16 protein-coding genes and 1 pseudogene are annotated in these 15815 nt (G+C 71.7%); 7 read left to right on the top strand and 10 right to left on the bottom strand.

All coding sequences use genetic code 11. From position 1 onward, the window contains the following. Nucleotides 1-7: 7 nt before the first annotated feature. Both ACFYZ3_RS21820 and ACFYZ3_RS21815 read right to left on the bottom strand, forming a co-directional pair. Complete coding sequence (locus ACFYZ3_RS21820) at nt 8-940, bottom strand: aldo/keto reductase family oxidoreductase (protein WP_388520163.1); 933 nt, start codon at nt 938-940, stop codon at nt 8-10. 68 nt (nt 941-1008) lie between these two features. Beyond that, a complete protein-coding gene (locus tag ACFYZ3_RS21815) occupies nt 1009-1866 on the bottom strand; it encodes an aldo/keto reductase (RefSeq protein ID WP_388520160.1) in 858 nt (285 codons plus the stop codon). Between the two features lie 251 nt (nt 1867-2117). On the opposite strand from ACFYZ3_RS21815, the gene ACFYZ3_RS21810 reads away from it, so the two are divergent. Continuing rightward, nucleotides 2118-2840: a VOC family protein gene (locus ACFYZ3_RS21810; protein WP_388520157.1), complete on the top strand. Its 723-nt coding sequence runs from the start codon at nt 2118-2120 to the stop codon at nt 2838-2840. A gap of 69 nt (nt 2841-2909) precedes the next feature. Here the strand turns inward: ACFYZ3_RS21810 and ACFYZ3_RS21805 are convergent, their stop codons facing one another. Continuing rightward, nucleotides 2910-3467 (bottom strand): GNAT family N-acetyltransferase, encoded by a 558-nt coding sequence (locus tag ACFYZ3_RS21805; protein ID WP_388520154.1) that lies wholly within the window; start codon nt 3465-3467, stop codon nt 2910-2912. A 51-nt stretch (nt 3468-3518) separates the two neighbouring features. Between ACFYZ3_RS21805 and ACFYZ3_RS21800 the strand changes: the two genes are divergently transcribed. Beyond that, a complete protein-coding gene (locus ACFYZ3_RS21800; protein ID WP_388520152.1) occupies nt 3519-4112 on the top strand; it encodes a TetR/AcrR family transcriptional regulator in 594 nt (197 codons plus the stop codon). 1 nt (nt 4113) lies between these two features. Here the strand turns inward: ACFYZ3_RS21800 and ACFYZ3_RS21795 are convergent, their stop codons facing one another. Further along, complete coding sequence (locus ACFYZ3_RS21795; RefSeq protein WP_388520149.1) at nt 4114-5586, bottom strand: alpha/beta hydrolase; 1473 nt, start codon at nt 5584-5586, stop codon at nt 4114-4116. A 187-nt stretch (nt 5587-5773) separates the two neighbouring features. Between ACFYZ3_RS21795 and ACFYZ3_RS21790 the strand changes: the two genes are divergently transcribed. After that, on the top strand, nt 5774-6967 hold the full coding sequence (locus ACFYZ3_RS21790) for a sensor histidine kinase (RefSeq protein WP_388520146.1): 1194 nt from the start codon (nt 5774-5776) through the stop codon (nt 6965-6967). Nucleotides 6968-7054: 87 nt separating this feature from the next. Further along, entirely contained in the window at nt 7055-7753 is a 699-nt protein-coding gene (locus ACFYZ3_RS21785) for a response regulator (protein WP_388520577.1), read from the top strand. Here the strand turns inward: ACFYZ3_RS21785 and ACFYZ3_RS21780 are convergent. Then, a complete protein-coding gene (locus ACFYZ3_RS21780) occupies nt 7725-8345 on the bottom strand; it encodes a TetR/AcrR family transcriptional regulator (protein ID WP_388520144.1) in 621 nt (206 codons plus the stop codon). The genes ACFYZ3_RS21785 and ACFYZ3_RS21780 overlap by 29 nt on opposite strands. A 147-nt stretch (nt 8346-8492) precedes the next feature. Here ACFYZ3_RS21780 and ACFYZ3_RS21775 point away from each other — a divergent pair, with 147 nt between their 5' ends. Beyond that, on the top strand, nt 8493-9257 hold the full coding sequence (locus tag ACFYZ3_RS21775; protein ID WP_388520141.1) for a siderophore-interacting protein: 765 nt from the start codon (nt 8493-8495) through the stop codon (nt 9255-9257). Nucleotides 9258-9480: 223 nt separating this feature from the next. Here ACFYZ3_RS21775 and ACFYZ3_RS21770 read toward each other — a convergent pair whose 3' ends face one another. The 3 genes from ACFYZ3_RS21770 to ACFYZ3_RS21760 form a co-directional block, all read right to left on the bottom strand. Beyond that, nucleotides 9481-10020: an EF-hand domain-containing protein gene (locus ACFYZ3_RS21770; protein WP_388520139.1), complete on the bottom strand. Its 540-nt coding sequence runs from the start codon at nt 10018-10020 to the stop codon at nt 9481-9483. 317 nt (nt 10021-10337) lie between these two features. Next, nucleotides 10338-10610, bottom strand: a complete 273-nt coding sequence (locus tag ACFYZ3_RS21765) for a DUF4190 domain-containing protein (protein WP_388520136.1) — start codon at nt 10608-10610, stop codon at nt 10338-10340. Between the two features lie 141 nt (nt 10611-10751). After that, on the bottom strand, nt 10752-11516 hold the full coding sequence (locus ACFYZ3_RS21760) for a TetR/AcrR family transcriptional regulator (protein WP_388520133.1): 765 nt from the start codon (nt 11514-11516) through the stop codon (nt 10752-10754). A gap of 107 nt (nt 11517-11623) precedes the next feature. On the opposite strand from ACFYZ3_RS21760, the gene ACFYZ3_RS21755 reads away from it, so the two are divergent. Continuing rightward, on the top strand, nt 11624-12847 hold the full coding sequence (locus tag ACFYZ3_RS21755) for a saccharopine dehydrogenase family protein (RefSeq protein WP_388520130.1): 1224 nt from the start codon (nt 11624-11626) through the stop codon (nt 12845-12847). On the opposite strand, the pseudogene ACFYZ3_RS21750 reads toward ACFYZ3_RS21755, so the two are convergent. Beyond that, a pseudogene (locus ACFYZ3_RS21750) lies at nt 12804-13188 on the bottom strand (nuclear transport factor 2 family protein); the annotation flags it as partial. The gene ACFYZ3_RS21755 and the pseudogene ACFYZ3_RS21750 overlap by 44 nt on opposite strands. 34 nt (nt 13189-13222) lie before the next feature. Continuing rightward, a complete protein-coding gene (locus ACFYZ3_RS21745; RefSeq protein ID WP_388520128.1) occupies nt 13223-13645 on the bottom strand; it encodes a MarR family winged helix-turn-helix transcriptional regulator in 423 nt (140 codons plus the stop codon). A 213-nt stretch (nt 13646-13858) separates the two neighbouring features. On the opposite strand from ACFYZ3_RS21745, the gene eno reads away from it, so the two are divergent. Next, nucleotides 13859-15163, top strand: coding sequence for a phosphopyruvate hydratase (gene eno / locus ACFYZ3_RS21740; RefSeq protein WP_388520125.1), 1305 nt, complete (start codon nt 13859-13861; stop codon nt 15161-15163). Nucleotides 15164-15815: the final 652 nt, after the last annotated feature.

Genomic DNA, 15815 nt, shown 5'->3' with positions numbered 1-15815 from the left:
CCGTCGGTTACGGAACCGTGTAGCCGGCCGCGCGGAACAGTTCGTACCATTCGGGCCGGGTGAGCGGGAGGTCCGAGCCGAGCGCGGCCGCCGCGACGCGCTCCGGCGTGGTGGTGCCGAGCACGACCTGCATCCGCGCGGGGTGGCGCGTGATCCAGGCGACCGCGATCGCCTCGGCCGGCACGCCGTACTTCTCGCTCAGCCGGTCGATCACGGCGTTCAGCTCGGGGTAGCGGGGTGAGCCGAGGAACGGACCGTCGAAGAACCCGGCCTGGAAGGGCGACCACGCCTGGACCGTGATGTCGTGCAGGCGGCAGTAGTCGACGATTCCGTCGTCGCGCACGACCGACTGGTCGAGGCCCTGCATGTTCGCGGCGATGCCCTGCGCGATCATCGGCGCGTGTGTGACCGAGAGTTGGAGCTGGTTCGCGACGATCGGCTGCCGCACGTACTTGCGCAGCAGGTCGAGCTGGCGCGGCGTCTGGTTGGAGACGCCGAAGGCACGCACCTTGCCCGCCGCGGACAACTCGTCGAAGGCACGGGCCACTTCCTCCGGTTCGACGAGCGCGTCGGGCCGGTGCAGCAGCAGGATGTCGAGGTATTCGGTGCCCAGTGCCTCGAGTGAGCCGTTCACCGACTCCACGATGTGCTCGTAGGAGAAATCGAAGTACGGACCGTCCTTGACGATGCCGGCCTTCGTCTGGATGACGAACTGCTCGCGTTCCGAGGAGCTGAGTTTCAGGGCCTCGGCGAAACGGCGCTCACAGCCGTGATTGCCCGTGCCGTACACGTCCGCGTGGTCGAGGAAGGTGATGCCGGCGTCGCGTGCCGTGTGCACGAGCGTGCGCACTTCGTCGTCGTTCATGTCCTGGATGCGCATCAGGCCGAGGACGACGTTGGGCACGACCATGTCGGTGCCGGGCAGGGTGAAGGTCTTCATGCGGCTCTTTCGCTGTGGCTCGTTCGGGTCGGGTACGGGTCGGGCGGCGTAGGACGGCCGGCGGCGGATCAGGCGGACAGGAGCGCGACCTGGTCGGTGGTGAGTTCGAGGTCGGCCGCGGCGGCGGAGTCGCGGATGCTCGCGGGGCGCGAGGCTCCGGGGATCGGGATCACCACCGGCGCGAGCGCGAGCTGCCAGGCGAGCGCGACCTGGTGGACACTGGTGCCGATCTCGTCGGCGACCTGCTGGAACACGCCGTGCCGTGCCGCCAGGTCCTTGGCGTTGGCGATACCGCCGAGCGGGCTCCACGGCAGGAACGCGATGCCGAGCCCGGCGCAGTGTTCGAGTTCGGACCGGCTGGAGCGGAACGCGGGCGAGAACTGGTTCTGCACCGACACGAGCCGGCCGCCGAGCACTTCGCGGGCCTCGTCGATCTGCGCGATGCCGGCGTTCGAGATCCCGGCCATCAGAATGACGCCCTCGTCGAGCAGTTCGCGCAGGGCACCTACCGAGTCGGCGTACGGGACGGCGGGATCGGGGCGGTGGAACTGGTAGAGGCCGATCGCCTCGACGCCGAGCCGGCGGGCGGACTCCTTGGCCGCACGCTTGAGGTACTCGGGGTCCCCGTTGCGCGTCCATGTGCCGTCACCGGGACGCAGGTGGCCGCCCTTGGTGGCGACGAGGACGTCGGCGGCGCCCGCACCGTACTCGCGCAGCGCGCGGGCGACGAGTTCCTCGTTGTGGCCCACCTCGTTCGCGTCGCGGTGGTAGGAGTCGGCCGTGTCGATGAGGGTGACGCCGGCGTCGAGCGCGGCGTGGATGGTGGCGATCGACCGCTCCGGGTCCGGTCGCCCTTCGATCGACATCGGCATCCCGCCGAGACCGATCGCGGAGACGGACCGGTCGCCGATGGTGCGCTGCTGCATGGCTCTCCTCGTCCTGGACGCTCTGGTGAGCGCGGGTGCCGCGCGAGTCCCCCGCGCTCACTCTAGGAACCGCTGATCCAGAAATCCAACAGCCGTGGTTTCTTGGATTCAGAAGTACGGGATGTGGATGGGGGCCCTCGCACCCTCTCCTGCTCCCGGGCCGGAAACTCGGATGCGGGGTCGGCGCGGCCGCACCTAGACTGCGGCCTCGGGACGGGCCGTCCACGTCATGGAACGAGGTTGCACGGCGTATGACCAGTCAGTTGTTCGCGATCTGCTTCAACACCGCCGTGCCCTTGGACCTGGCGCGATTCTGGTCCGGGGTCCTGGGCTGGGAGCTGTCCGCCGGGGCGGACGACGACCTCGAGGTCCTGCCCCCCGACGGCGCCGGGTACCGCATTCGGTTCCTGCCGAGCGCGGCACCGAAGACCGGCCAGAACCGGGCGCACTTCGACCTCACGAGCGCGTCCCCACAGGACCAGCGGGCGACGGTGGCCAGGGCGCTGCGACTGGGCGGAAAACACATCGACGTGGGCCAGCTCCCGGAAGAGGGGCACGTGGTGCTCGCCGACCCGGACGGGAACGAGTTCTGCGTCATCGAGGCGGGCAACAACTTCCTCGCGGGCACCGGCGCCGTCGGAGCGCTGGCCTGCGACGGCACACAGGAGGTCGGCTACTTCTGGAGTGCGGCGCTGGGGTGGCCGCTGGTCTGGGACCAGGACCAGGAGACCGCGATCCAGTCCCCGGCCGGCGGCACGAAGATCACCTGGGGCGGTCCCCCGGTGGCGCCGAAGTCCGGCACCAACCGGCTCCATCTCGAGCTCGCGCTGCCCCTCGACGCCGACTTCGAGGCGGAGACCGCCCGCCTTCTCTCGCTGGGCGCGACCCGCTCGGCAGCCGGTGAGGGGGCCCGCGGCCGGGCGTTCCTGCTCGACCCGGACGGCAACGAGTTCACGGTGACACACGTCGGCTGACGGACCGTGCGTTCAACACCCCACAGCACGGGCGGTTCTGGGTTCCCGCGGTCGCCTGCCGTCGCGCGCCTACCGCGCCCGTGACCGCGACCGCCGGTCGGCGGCCAGAATCGCCCAGACCTGCTTGTCGTAACGCACACCCTCGTACGGCCACGCCTCGCGTCGCACTCCTTCCAGGGTCATGCCGAGCCTCTCGGCCACGGCGGCACTGCGGTCGTTGTCCGCCCGGCAGTGCCATTCGGCCCGGTGCAGCCCTCGGACCGTGAAGGCCCAGTCCAGGAGCAGGCCGCAGGCCCGCGTGATCAGGCCCCGGCCCTCGGCCGACGGCTCCAGCCAGCAGCCGATCTCGCAGTTGCCGAAGGCCGCGTCGAATTGGGTGAACATCACGCCGCCGACCAGTACTTCCTCGCTCCACAGACCGTACAGGCGGGCACCGTCGGCGGCCTGGCGCGCGGCATACCGCTCGAGCGTGGCCCGCGCTCCGTCCGTGTCGCCGGTGACGAAGGCGGGCCCGACCCAGGGGCGAATGTGCTCCCGAGCCCGGTCCAGATGCGCCGCGAACTCCTCGGCCTGCCACACCTCCAGTGGAGCGAGCCGAGCAGCGTCACCGAGCGACACCGAGAACATGAGGGCCTCCCCGTTTGCACAACGACTGTTATGACAATGTACCGTGGCGGCATGCCACGCACCAAGGGAGATCACGAGGCCCGGCGGCGGGACGTCTCCGCGGCGGTCTGGCAGGTCATGGCCACCCGCGGTTTCGCGGGCCTGACCCTGCGTGCCGTGGCCGCGGAACTCGGCGCGACCACGGGTCTGCTCACCCACTACTTCCCCACCAAGCGCGCCCTGGTCGTCCACGCCCTCGACCTGCTTGAACAGCGCACTCGCTCCCGCCCCCGCCGACGGGCCGGCCACGGCCCGGCCACCCTCAGGGACGCCCTGCTGGACATCCTGCCGCTGACCCCCGAGGCCACGGACAGCAACCGCGTCTGGGTCTCCTCCTGGGACGCCGCGCTCTCCGACCCGGACCTGAGCACCGACTACGCCCACAAGTACGCCGAGAGCCGCGAAAGGCTGCGCGCCCGGGTGGCCGCGGCGCAGGAACGCGGCGAACTGGCCCCGGGCGACCCCGCGCGGGTCGCGGCCGGCGCGCAGTCCTTCGTCCTCGGGCTGGTGGTCCAGGCCCTGTTCGACCCGGTGACGTTCACGCCTCAGCGGCAGGTCGAGCTGCTGGACGACTACCTGGCCGCCCTGGCCGCCGGGGCGCGGTAGGTCACTCGCCCGGTCGCGCCGCGCAGGCGAGGTCCCGCGCGGGGCGTTCCCCGGTGGTGAGGAACCTGGTCGCCGCATCGTTGGCGCAGGTGTTGCGACCGTACGGATAGACACCGTGGCCGCCCTGGTCGGCGGTCACCATCGTGGCCCGCCCGCCGAAGGCGCGCCGCAGTTCCAAGGCGCCGGCCAGTGGCGTGCCCGGGTCGCGTTCGTTCTGCAGCATCAGCACGTTCGACGGCCCCCTGCCGGTGATGCGCACCGGCGGTTCGGTCCCTTCCCGCGGCCAGAACGCGCAGGGGTTGATGCTCGCCGTGGAGCCGCCCAGCATGGGGTACCTGAGCCGGTCGACGGCGACGTTGCGCTGGTACTCCCGGACCGTCCCCGGCCAGCGCGAGTCACCGCACACCACGGCGAAACGGGCGGCCATGAGGTTTTCCAGGCCCGGGGGCGGTTCCGGCAGCGGCAGTGGCCCGCCCGTGTCGACGGCCCGCCAGAACTCCGCGAGCCGGGGCATGGAGGCGTCGGCGTAGAGGCTGTCGAAGGTGTATCCGCGAAACGCGGTCCCGTCCACGTCCTGGTACGGCTTCGCGTCCAGCCGCTCGGCGAGCTCGAAGTACTTGTCGGTGACCTCATCCCGCGTGGTGCCCAGGCCGTACTCGGGGTGGGCCGCGGCGAACGCGGCGAAGTCGGGGAAGCGGTCCTCCAGCCCTCGGGCGAACAGCCGCATGGCCGTGATGTCGTAGCCGCCGGGACCCATGTTGCTGTCGAGCACGATCCGGTCACCGCGCCGCGGGAACAGCGTCGCGTAGACCGCACCGAGGTAACTGCCGTAGGAGGCACCGAGGTACGACAGCTTCGGCTCGCCCAGCGCCGTCCGGAGGCGGTCCATGTCACGTGCCGTGTTGGCGGTGGTGGTGTGCGGCAGCATCCACGCCGTACGCGAGTTGTGGCACTGTTCGGCGATCTTCCGCGCGTTCCCCGCCTCCCGCGTGACGTCGGCCGCGGTGTGCGCGTACGGCGGGAAGTTGCCCCGCCACTGCTGCTCCTGCGTCAGGTCGCAGGTCACCGGCGTACTGCGGCCGACACCGCGCGGGTCGAAGCCGATGACGTCGTAGGAGTCGAGCACCTCCTGCGGCAGCCCCGAGGCGGCCAGCACGGCCGGGTAGACGAGGCCCGATCCACCCGGGCCGCCCGGGTTGGTCAACAGGACGCCACGCCGCCGCGACGGCTTCTCGCTCGCCAGCCGGGAGACGGCGATCTCTGTCCAACGGCCGTCCGGATTCCGGTAGTCCAGCGGGACGCGGAGTGTCGAGCACTGAAGGCGTGGCGCGGCGGCGCCCTCGGGGCACGGGCCCCACCGCAGGGCGCCCGGCGCCGACGCGGTCGTCACCGCCGCCGGCGAGGCGGCCGACGCGGGCAGCGCGGTCAGCGCCAGCGCGGTGGCGGCGAGGGCGAGTGACAGGCTTCTGCGCATGAGGTGTCCTCCTGTGGGGGGCTTGACCGGCACGGGATCGAGTCTGTTGGGCGGCAACGGCCGGTACATCGACCCGGCGGACCGGCTCCGTCTCCGACCCTGGGAGAGGTGCCGGTTGGACCTGGGTCCAAGGCGCATCGGTCCCCGGTCTGATCCACCGGCCGCACGGTGTGGCGACAATGGCGTGGTGAACACGGACGATGTGCCGCGGCTCGGGGCGTGGCAGCACGCATGGCGGCTGATCGTGGCCGCGGTCGTGAGCCTGCCGGTCTGGCTCTCGACCCTCGCGCTGATGCGGAGCCGGTCCGGCGAGCCGGGCTCCTGGGTCCTCGTCGGCGATCCGCTGGTGGCCCTGGGCTGCCTGACGGTGCTCCGGTGGCGGCGCCGGTGGCCCGTCGCGGTCGCCGTGACCGTCACGGTCGCCTCGTCCGTGTCGGCGCTCGCCACGGGCGCCGCGCTGTTGGCGCTGTGCTCGGTCGCCACCCGCCGCCGCCCGGCGGAGATCGGGATCGTCGTCCTGGCCTACGTGACCGCGTCACGGCTCGCCGGGGAGGTCTACGCGGTGCAGGGGTCGGCCGACTCGATGTGGTGGGTCCAGGTCGTGGTACCGGCGCTGACCGCGGGGATCGCGGTGGCCGCGGGCATGGCGGTCGGGGCACGGCGGGTCGAGGTACGGTCCCTGCGCGAGCGGGCGGAGAGCGCGGAACGGGAGCAGAGCGCGCGGGCGGCGCAGGTACGAGCCCTGGAACGCAACCGGATCGCCCGCGAGATGCACGACGTCCTCGCCCACCGCATCTCGCTGGTGGCCATGCAGGCCGGGGTTCTCGACCACCGCGGTGACCTCTCGGCCGACGAGAACCGCGTCCTGGTCCGCGGTATCGCCGAGGGAGCCCACCAGGCACTGGAGGAGCTGCGGGAAGTTCTCGGCGTACTCCGCGCGGAGCCCGGCCGCCCGGAGCCCCCGCAGCCCTCTCTCGACCGCGTTCCCGAGCTGGTGGCCGACACCCGCGCCTCGGGCCTCGACGTCAGGCTCACCAGCACCGTGACCGCGGCCCCGCCCGACGGCCTCGGACGGACCTGCTACCGGATCGTCCAGGAAGCACTGACCAACGCCGCCAAGCACGCCCCCGGCGCGGTCGTGCGGGTCACCCTCGACGGCGCCGCGGGCGGCACGCTCGACATCGGCGTCCGCAACGGACCCGCTCCCCTGCGCCCCGCACGGCCGCCGGCCTCCGGCTTCGGTCTGCTGGGCCTCGGCGAACGCATCACCGTCGCCGGCGGCGAACTCGGCCACCGCCCCACGCCCGACGGCGGGTACCTCCTCACCGCACGGCTGCCCTGGCCGGACGGCCCCTCCCACCGCCATGAAAGGGGCGCATGAGTGGACAGCCGACACGATCCCGCTTCCGAGCCCGAGCCCGAGCCCAAGCCCGGTCCTGGTCCTGCTCCCGGTCCCGGTCCCGGTCCCGTGCGGATCGTCATCGTCGACGACGAGCAGCTGGTGCGCATGGCCCTGCGGCTCGTCATCGACGGCGAACCGGACCTGACCGTCGTGGCGGAGGCGGCCGACGGGAACACCGCCCTCGCCGTGGTGGACGAACAGCGGCCCGACGTCGTGCTGATGGACGTGCGGATGCCGGGCCGGGACGGTCTGGACACGACCCGGGAACTGCTCGCCCGGCCCGCGCCGCCACGGGTGCTGATGCTGACCACCTTCGACTCCGACGACCTCGTGCTCGGTGCGCTGCGTGCCGGGGCGCTCGGCTTCGTCCTCAAGGACACCCCTCCCCCGCGCATCCTCGACGCGGTGCGGACCGTCGCGGACGGCCATCCGGTGCTGTCCCCGGCGGCCACGGCACGAGTGATCGCCGCGGCCACGGGCCCGGACTCCTCGCACAGCCGTGACCGCACCCGCGAGGCCGCGCGCGAACGGCTGTCCGTGCTGACGGAGCGGGAGTGGGAGACCGCCCGGGCCGTCGCGGACGGGCTCGGCAACCCGGAGATCGCCGAGCGGCTGCGCATCACCGTCGCGACGGTCAAGGCGCACACCGGCAGCCTGTTCGCCAAGCTGGGGGTCGAGAACCGGGTGCAGATCGCGCTCCTGGTCCGCGACGCGGGGGATTCGGCCTGTCGGCGTGCTACCGATCGCCCTTCAGATACCGGGTGATCATGGCGACCAGCTCCGTCTCCAGTCTCTCGACCTGGACGGGCTGCGGTCCTGCCATGAGCTTGTGGGTGTTCATCTCCACCGTTCCCACGACGAGTTCGGCGGCCACGTCGAGATCGGCCACCCCGACGTCCGGGTGGCGGGCGAACACCTCGCGCACCTGCTCCGCCCGCGCCTTGCCGTGCCGGTCGATCGCTTCGAGCAGGTCGTCGGAGACCGGCGCTTCCTCGATCATCATCCGCAGGAGTTGCGGGTCGTCGCGGTGGTGGTCGATCGCGTCGCGGACCAGGGCGCGCACGGTCTCCGGCAGGCTGCCGGGGCTCGTGTCCAGTTCCTCCGTGCCCGTCCAGGCGCCGCGGTCGATGTGCCGGACCAGCAGCTCGGCCAGGATCGCGTCCTTGTTCGGGAAGTACTGGTACAGCGAGCCGATGGACATGCGAGCGCGTTCGGCGATCCGGTTGGTGGTGCCGGCGGCGTAGCCGTACTCGCCGAAAACCTGAGCAGCGGCCGTCAGGATGCGCTCCCGGGTGAGTTCGGCCCGCACCTGTCGAGGCTTGCGACGTGGGGTGAGTCGGCGGTCGGAGGACGGCATCCGTTGTCCCTTCCGGGCGGCGAAAAGCGAGTAGCCAAAGAGTTGAGCTTTTGCTCAGAATAGTGCCATGAGCTGCGAAAACAAGATGGGAAACGATCCAGGGGAACGAACGTGATCCCCCCGGTGAGCGTCCCGCGGGAACGCGCGATGATCACATTGGAGGTGCGGCGGTGCGAGTCCCTCACCCCCGGCTTCGCCTGCGTCACCCTGGGCGGAACCGGCGTGCGCGACCTCGTCCCGGGAGGTGCCGACCAGGCGGTCCGGCTCTTCTTCACCAGAGAAGGGCAGCGTGAGCTGAGGATGCCGACCGCCTCGAACGAGGCGTGGATGGTGCAGGTCATGCTCATGGCCAAAGCGGCCCGCCCGTGGGTGCGCAACCTGACCGTCCGGCGGCTGCGGCCCGCCGAGGAGGAGATCGACATCGAGTTCGCCCTGCACGGCGACTCGCCCATGTCGTCGTGGGTGCGCCGGGCCCGACCGGGCGACCCGGCCGGGATCTTCGACCTGGGGTCCATGTACCGGCTGCCAGGGCACGCCCGGGGGCGGCTGCTGGTGGGCGACGAGAGCGCGCTGCCGGCCATCCTGTCGATCCTGGAGGCCGATCCGAACCCGCCGCCCACCGAGGTCTTCGCGGAAGTGGCGACGGCGGCCGACGTCCGGCCCGTCCCGGCCCCGGCGGGGGTACGCGTCCACTGGCTCAGCCGCGACGACGTGGGCATCCGGCCCGGCACCCTCGCGCTGGAGGCGGTCCGCCAGGCCGAACTGCCCGAAGGCCCCCTCTACGCGTGGGTGGCGGGCGAGTCCCGGTTGGCCACCGGTGTCCGGCGGCACCTGGTCGGCGACCGTGGCGTGCCCAAGCGGGACGTCTCCTTCTACGGCTACTGGCGACTGGGCCGGTCCACCCCCGGATGAACAGGACTGTCATGCACCAGCACACACTCCGGCCGGTCTCGTTGCACCGGCTCACCTCCGTGGACCAGGTCAAAGCGGTCGTCGGCCGCCCGGCGTCGGTGATCGCGCGCAAGCGGATCGGCAGTCTCGACGCGGGCTGTCTCGAGGTCCTGGTCCGCAGTCCGGTCGCCGCCTTCGGCCACCGGGGACGACTGAGGCCCGGCTGTCCGGCCCCCGCCGCCGGTCAGCCGGAGAGACCGGCGGTCAGATGGTCACCGGGGATGCCGGACTTCTCGGGCCGGTAGTAGTCCCTGATGCCGTCCGCCCAGGTGGCCACCCGGATTCGGTCGCCGTCGTCCGGCTCGAAGGCGTCGAACAGCGTCTCGATGTTGCGCCGTTCGAACCCGATGGCGATCATCAGTGCGACGAACTCGGGCCGCGCGACGAGGCCGTCGCCCTCCGGGTCCCCCATCGCGGCCAGCGCCTCGGCGAACTCGTCCACGGCGCTGTCGAAGCGCTGCGGGTCGAGGACGACGGAGGCGAACTCCTCGGGACTGATCCGCCCGTCGCCGTTGGCGTCCAGCTCGGTCCGGAGCGTGTCCCAGTAGCCGCCGAAGGACGCGGAGAGGCGCTCCTTCACCGCGTCGCGGGCCGCGGGCACGGCCGCCGTGACACGGTCGCTCATGAGGTCGAAATCGGCCTGCTCCAGGTAGCCGTTCCCGTCGGCGTCGAAAAGGGAGAAGACCAACTGGATGCGATCTGTCGCCTCGTTGGTGGGCGTCATGGTGCACCTCGGACTTTCGGGATGGACGACTTCCGGCGGAGTGCGCGCCGGCGTCACCTCCGGCGGCTCGTCCACTATCGGCCCGCTGCCACCGCCGTGTCGGCGAAATGCGGCCGGGAGCACACGAACGGACGGAAACCGCGCGGCCGTTGTGTGAAACGCCCTTGCCCTGGACACGACTTCCGGTCCTCGTCGGTGACGAGCAGCCGAGCCGGGTTCGCCACCGGGCCGCGGGCGCGCGTCACGCAGCACGCACGGTGCCCGCACCGCTTGCTGGAAGCGGTACGGGCACCGTGGTGAACGGCCGGCAGAGCGCGTCAGCCGATGTGCCAGGAGAAGCTGCCGCCGTTGCCGGCCGCCACCGCGAACATCACGATCATGAGCAGGATGTCGACCACGCCGAGGCCAAGTGCCCACTTGGCCATGGTGGATCCGGTCTGCCGGAGCGCCACGGCACCGAAGACGATCGCGAGCGGGCCCAGGACGATCGGCAGGATGAAGAGTCCGACGATGCCGCAGACAAGTCCGGCGACCGCCAGTCCGCTGGTCCGGCCGCCCTTTCGGGTTCCTGTTCTGCTGTAGGTCGCCATGCCTTCTCCCGAACTGTCGTGGATCAGTGGGTATTTCCTTCGATGGCCTTCGAGTTGCCCCTCGGGGTCGATTCACACCTGCGGATCGTCACAAGGGCACCTGGGCGAGGCCCTCGCACGCAGTGGTTCTCCTGCCGGCCGTCAGCCGCTGCCCGTCCCGGGCCGGGTGTCGTCGGACTCGGTCGGCCCGGCCACGTGTCCGGGTTGACGTCCGGTCAGTTCGGCGGCGATCCCGTCCAGCAGGGTGTCCAGGACCACGGGGTAGGCGCTGTGCGGCATGCGGGCCGCGAGCCGGTCGGCGGTCGCCGCGATGTTCGGGTGGGTCGCGGCTGGCAGCCGGGCATAGGTGGTTCCCCACATGTCCTCGTCGGCCCTGCGGGCTTCTTCCGGAAGGGCCAGTGAACCCGCGTCGAGCGCCGCGAAGGCGAGCGCCAGGTCGATGAACGCGTGGTAGAAGCGGACCGCGGACCGATCGGTCAGCCCGGCGCCCCTCAGGAGACCGAGGATCGCCTCGTCCACGGCGATCTCGCGCGGCCGGCCGCTCACCCGGCTGGCGGTGAGCACGGCCGCCTGCGGGTGGGCGAGGTACGAGGAGTGCAGGGCGAGACCGAGGGAGCGGAGGTCCGCGCGCCAGTCGCCCTGCGCCGTCCACCCGTCCAGGGCCCGTCCCATCAGCTCGTTGCCCACGGCCCGTGCCAGGTCGTCCATGCCGGCGAAGTAGCGGTACAGGGTGCTCGGATCCGCCCCCAGTGCCCCGCCCAGGCGCCGGGCGGTCAGTCCTCCGGTGCCGTGCTCGCGCAGCACCCGCAGCGCGGTCCGCACGATCAGGCCCTCCGAGAGCACCGCACCCTGCCGCGTCGGCCTGCGCCTGCGGCGCGCCTCCTCCGGCACCACCTTCTTCGGCATCCGCCCGCTCCTGTCCTTATGCCAACACGGTTGACCTTACAACGGTGGGTCCTGTTGCATCGGGGCCACTCCGGAGGCAGCGGCCTCCCGCACGAAAGGTCTCTGTCATGCGCGTCCTCCTCGTCGGCGCGGGCGGTGTCGGCACGGCCGTCACCCGGATCGTGGCCCGCCGGAAGTTCCTGACCCACATGGTCGTGGCCGACTACGACCACTCCCGCGCGCGTGCGGCGGTGGACGCGCTGCCGGGACGGGATGAGCGGTTCAGTGCCCTCCGCCTCGACGCCTCGGACGAGGCCGCGGTGCGGAAGGCGCTCGCGGAACACCGGTGCGACCTCCTGCTGAACGCGACCGATCCGCGGTTCGTGATGCCCTTGTTCCGGGCGGCCCTCGCGTCCGGGGTCCACTACGTGGACATGGCCATGTCGCTGTCCGCTCCGCACGCCTTGCGCCCGTACGAGGAGTGCGGGGTGAAGCTCGGCGACGCGCAGTTCGAACTGGCCGAGCGCTGGGCGGAGTCGGGACGCATGGCTCTGGTGGGCATGGGTGTGGAGCCAGGTCTGTCCGACGTCTTCGCCCGGTACGCCGCGGACGAACTCTTCGACGGGATCGACGAGATCGGCGTCCGGGACGGTGCCGACCTCACTGTTGAGGGCTACGAGTTCGCCCCCTCCTTCAGCATCTGGACCACGATCGAGGAGTGTCTGAACCCACCGGTGGTCTACGAGAAGGATCGTGGCTGGTTCACCACCGCACCCTTCAGTGAACCGGAGGTGTTCGACTTCCCCGAGGGGATCGGGCCGGTGGAGTGTGTGAACGTGGAGCACGAGGAGGTGCTGCTGATCCCCCGCTGGTTGGACGCCCGGCGCGTCACCTTCAAGTACGGCCTCGGCGACGATTTCATCGCCCGGCTCAAGACCCTGCACGAACTGGGGCTGGACTCCACCGCCAGGGTCACCGTGCCGGGCGAGGACGGACCAGTGCGGGTCTCGCCGCGTGATGTGGTCGCCGCATGCCTTCCCGACCCCGCGACCCTGGGCGACAGGATGACCGGGAAGACCTGCGCGGGCACCTGGGTCAGGGGCACCAAGGACGGCGAGGCCCGCGAGGTCTACCTGTACCACGTGGTCGACAATCAGTGGTCCATGCGCGAGTACGGGTCGCAGGCCGTCGTCTGGCAGACGGCCGTCAACCCGGTCGTCGCCCTCGAACTGCTCTCCACCGGTGCCTGGTCCGGCGAGGGTGTCCTCGGTCCCGAGGCCCTGCCCGCCCGGCCGTTCCTCGACCTGCTCACCGAGTACGGGTCGCCCTGGGGCCTGCGCGAACAGGGGTGAGCGGTATCGGCGACCCCGAAGACCGACCGACGTGCCGGTGGTAGGCCCTGCTCGCGATGCGCCAGCCGTCTTCGGCATCCACCAGCAGGAAGACGTCCGCGAACCGGTCCGCGCCGTGCCGCAGTGTCGTGGTGGCGGTCGCGGCGGTGCCATGGGCCTCGACTCGACACCCTCGATACGGCGGGTTCGGGTCGCTTCCTCCGCGGCGGGCCGGCGGCCGGGAAGAGGGCGCAGTACTCGTCCAGGCCCCAGGAGACGAAGGCGCCGTCCCGGACACCCTCGATGTGGGCGGCGGGAAGGAAGGCGTCGCGGAAGCGGCCGGGGTCGCGGCGAGTTCCACCGCTTCACCGCCGCCCGGGGCCCACCGGCACGGCGTCAGCGAGTGGCAAGCCGCTCGAGCAGGGCGGCGCTCTCCGCCAGCAACGTCCGCTCCCTGTCCGTGAGTTCGTCCTCGATGGCCTGTGCGAGCCAGCCGACCCTGCGGCCGCGCTCCGCGTCCAGCGCGGTGCGGCCCGCCTCCGACAGCTCGACCAGCGACTTGCGGCCGTCCGTCGGGTGCGCCCGTCGGGTGACCAGGTTCTGCTCCATGAGAAGGCCCACCGCCCGCGCCATCGACTGGGGGCGTACGCGCTGGTCGGCGGCGAGTTCACTGGTGGTCATGGCACCGTCGCGGTCGAGTGCGCCGAGCACGGCGACCTGCCCCAACGGGATGCGGTCCTCGTGCTTGACGCGTCGGGTGAGCTTGCTCATCGCGGTGCGCAGTTCGGCGGCGATGGCGGCGGCTTCCGAGGTGGGCATGGGGCATCTTACCCCCGCTGACCAGCAAAGCTGTTCACCTGGCCTGCACAGCCGATCTGCACGGCATCACTGCGCAGCCAACCTGAACAGCCATACTGCTCAGCAATGCTGCTCAGCCAAACTGAGCAGCATTGCTGTAGAGTCTGGCCTGCCGGGCTCCGCGCCAGCGTTGCCGCAGCCGGGTCACGGCACCGACAACGGGAAGGAACTCCCATGTCCGCAACAGCAGTCGAACCCTCCGCGGCGATCGAGACCGTCAGCGCCCGCCGGATCATCGACAGCCGCGGCAACCCCACGGTCGAGGTCGACGTCGTCCTGGAAGACGGGTCGCTGGGGCGGGCTGCCGTCCCGTCCGGCGCCTCCACCGGTGCCCGGGAGGCGGTGGAGCTGCGCGACGAGGACCCCACCCGCTGGCACGGCAGGGGCGTCGACCGCGCGGTGGCCCATGTGAACGGGGAGATCGCGGCGTCCGTGCACGGCCGCGACGCGGCGGACCAGGCAGGTCTCGACGCCGCACTGATCGCCCTCGACGGCACCGCCACGAAGTCCCGGCTCGGCGCCAACGCGATCCTCGGCGTCTCCCTCGCCGCGGCCAAGGCCGCCGCGGCGGCCCGCCGCCAGCCCCTCTACCGCTACCTCGGCGGCACCGACGCGCGCCTTCTGCCGCTGCCGATGATGAACATCGTCAACGGCGGTGCCCACGCCGACAACCCGCTGGACTTCCAGGAGTTCATGATCGCGCCCGTGGGGGCGGACACCTTCGCCGAAGCCGTCCGCATGGGCAGCGAGGTCTTCCACACCCTGCGCCGCGATCTGCTGGCCGCCGGGCACTCCACCGGTGTGGGTGACGAGGGCGGCTTCGCGCCCGCGCTGCGCACCGCCGAGGAGGCCCTCGACTTCGTGGTGACCGCCATCGAGCGCACCGGCTACCGCCCCGGCCCGGACATCGGCCTGGTCATGGACCCGGCGTCGTCGGAGTTCTTCCGCGACGGAGTGTACGACTACGCGGGCGAGGGGGTGCGCCGGTCCCCCGCCGAGCACGCCGACTACCTGGCCGGGCTCATCGACGCCTACCCGGTCGTCTCCGTCGAGGACCCGATGGCGCAGGACGACCTGGACGGCTGGCGCGAGCTGACCGGCCGCGTCGGCGACCGCTGCCAGCTCACCGGCGACGACGTGTTCTGCACCGACGAGACACTCGTGCGCGAGGGCATCCGTACCGGCGTCGGCAACTCGGTCCTGGTCAAGGTCAATCAGATCGGGACCCTGACCGAGGCGCTGGCGACCGTGGCCACGGCCCGGCGGGCGGGCTGGTCCGTCGTCATGTCGCACCGCTCGGGCGAGACGGAGGACACCACCATCGCCGACCTCGCGGTGGCGACGGGCTGCGGTCAGATCAAGACGGGCTCGCTCTCCCGTTCCGACCGCACGGCGAAGTACAACCGGCTCATCCGGATCGAGGAGGAACTGGCCCGCACGGCGCGGTTCGCGGGCCGCTCCGCCCTGCGCGGGGCGTAGTCCCGGGCGGATCCCGCCACCACGGCGCCCCGGGCGGGGCGGACGGGACGGTCAGCCCGTCACCGGGGTGTCGCGCCGGCCCGAAGACCTCCGGGCCGGGCCGGGCGGCACGGCCGACGACCTGCGCTCGCTCCGGCCGAGCGGACCGGTGCGGCGCGACGTCATGACGGAGGGCCGGGCCGCCCTGCACATGCCCGTCCCCACCTCGGTCCCCCACGGGAACCGGTGACACGGAGGAACGGGTTCCGTCGCGATGCGTGGGCGTACTCCGCTGCCTGGGCGGGCGAACAGCGTTCCCCGCCCCGGACGTCGACCACCCGTCGCGCGACGATCAGCTTGCCGCGGGGGTGACCGGACTCGCTGCGGGCCGGCGCGGTGCAGTTACCCGAAGGGGCGGGCCGCGCCGATCCCGACGGTCACGGCTCCCTCGGCGGCCAGGTCCAGGACCGTACCGACGGTGGCGGCCGTCAGCCGGGTCGGGTCGCCGCGCGCGACGACGGCGCCCGGGCACCGGCGGCGAAGTCGACGATGGTCACGAGGCGTTCGGGACCGATCAGACCGTCCACCCCGTCGCGAGCGTGGTCTCGAGTAGATCGAGAGCCGGGAGGATCTCGATCGACACCGCTGGGTACGGGTTCGTCGCCCGGGGCGG

The sequence above is a fragment of the Streptomyces sp. NPDC001599 genome (assembly GCF_042893535.1).
Classification (GTDB): Bacteria; Actinomycetota; Actinomycetes; order Streptomycetales; family Streptomycetaceae; genus Streptomyces.
This window is presented reverse-complemented; position numbering and strand designations above follow the sequence as displayed.

What these genes read in the sequence shown, in the direction of transcription:
- ACFYZ3_RS21820 (WP_388520163.1), bottom strand. Translation starts at nt 940, where the DNA reads ATGAAGACCTTCACCCTGCCCGGCACCGACATGGTCGTGCCCAACGTC.
- ACFYZ3_RS21815 (WP_388520160.1), bottom strand. Translation starts at nt 1,866, where the DNA reads ATGCAGCAGCGCACCATCGGCGACCGGTCCGTCTCCGCGATCGGTCTC.
- ACFYZ3_RS21810 (WP_388520157.1), top strand. Translation starts at nt 2,118, where the DNA reads ATGACCAGTCAGTTGTTCGCGATCTGCTTCAACACCGCCGTGCCCTTG.
- ACFYZ3_RS21805 (WP_388520154.1), bottom strand. Translation starts at nt 3,467, where the DNA reads ATGTTCTCGGTGTCGCTCGGTGACGCTGCTCGGCTCGCTCCACTGGAG.
- ACFYZ3_RS21800 (WP_388520152.1), top strand. Translation starts at nt 3,519, where the DNA reads ATGCCACGCACCAAGGGAGATCACGAGGCCCGGCGGCGGGACGTCTCC.
- ACFYZ3_RS21795 (WP_388520149.1), bottom strand. Translation starts at nt 5,586, where the DNA reads ATGCGCAGAAGCCTGTCACTCGCCCTCGCCGCCACCGCGCTGGCGCTG.
- ACFYZ3_RS21780 (WP_388520144.1), bottom strand. Translation starts at nt 8,345, where the DNA reads ATGCCGTCCTCCGACCGCCGACTCACCCCACGTCGCAAGCCTCGACAG.
- ACFYZ3_RS21775 (WP_388520141.1), top strand. Translation starts at nt 8,493, where the DNA reads ATGATCACATTGGAGGTGCGGCGGTGCGAGTCCCTCACCCCCGGCTTC.
- ACFYZ3_RS21770 (WP_388520139.1), bottom strand. Translation starts at nt 10,020, where the DNA reads ATGACGCCCACCAACGAGGCGACAGATCGCATCCAGTTGGTCTTCTCC.
- ACFYZ3_RS21765 (WP_388520136.1), bottom strand. Translation starts at nt 10,610, where the DNA reads ATGGCGACCTACAGCAGAACAGGAACCCGAAAGGGCGGCCGGACCAGC.
- ACFYZ3_RS21760 (WP_388520133.1), bottom strand. Translation starts at nt 11,516, where the DNA reads ATGCCGAAGAAGGTGGTGCCGGAGGAGGCGCGCCGCAGGCGCAGGCCG.
- ACFYZ3_RS21755 (WP_388520130.1), top strand. Translation starts at nt 11,624, where the DNA reads ATGCGCGTCCTCCTCGTCGGCGCGGGCGGTGTCGGCACGGCCGTCACC.
- ACFYZ3_RS21745 (WP_388520128.1), bottom strand. Translation starts at nt 13,645, where the DNA reads ATGCCCACCTCGGAAGCCGCCGCCATCGCCGCCGAACTGCGCACCGCG.
- eno (WP_388520125.1), top strand. Translation starts at nt 13,859, where the DNA reads ATGTCCGCAACAGCAGTCGAACCCTCCGCGGCGATCGAGACCGTCAGC.